Genomic DNA, 256 nt, shown 5'->3' on the forward strand with positions numbered 1-256 from the left:
GGATCACGTTGGTCGCGACGAAGAGCCCGTGGGTATGGAAGATCGGAAGGGCGTGGATGAGCACATCCGCTTTGGTGAAGCGCCAGGTCTCGACCAGAACCCGCGCGTTCGAGGCGAGGTTCTCATGGGTGAGCATCGCCCCCTTCGAGCGGCCGGTTGTGCCGGAGGTGTAGAGGATCGCGGCGAGATCGTCGGGCGCGCGCGCGACATCCGCGAAGTCCGGTGAGGCTGCAAGCGCACGATCGGAGAGCGATCC

The 256-nt window shown here is 65.6% G+C and carries 1 protein-coding gene; it reads right to left on the minus strand.

Annotated elements, in window-relative coordinates:
• The coding region (locus ACK4TH_RS13350) for an AMP-binding protein (protein ID WP_409627131.1) at positions 1–256 on the minus strand (256 nt) is incomplete at both ends.

It is taken from the genome of Tepidimonas sp., from assembly GCF_046292505.1.
Classification (GTDB): domain Bacteria; phylum Pseudomonadota; class Gammaproteobacteria; order Burkholderiales; family Burkholderiaceae_C; genus Tepidimonas.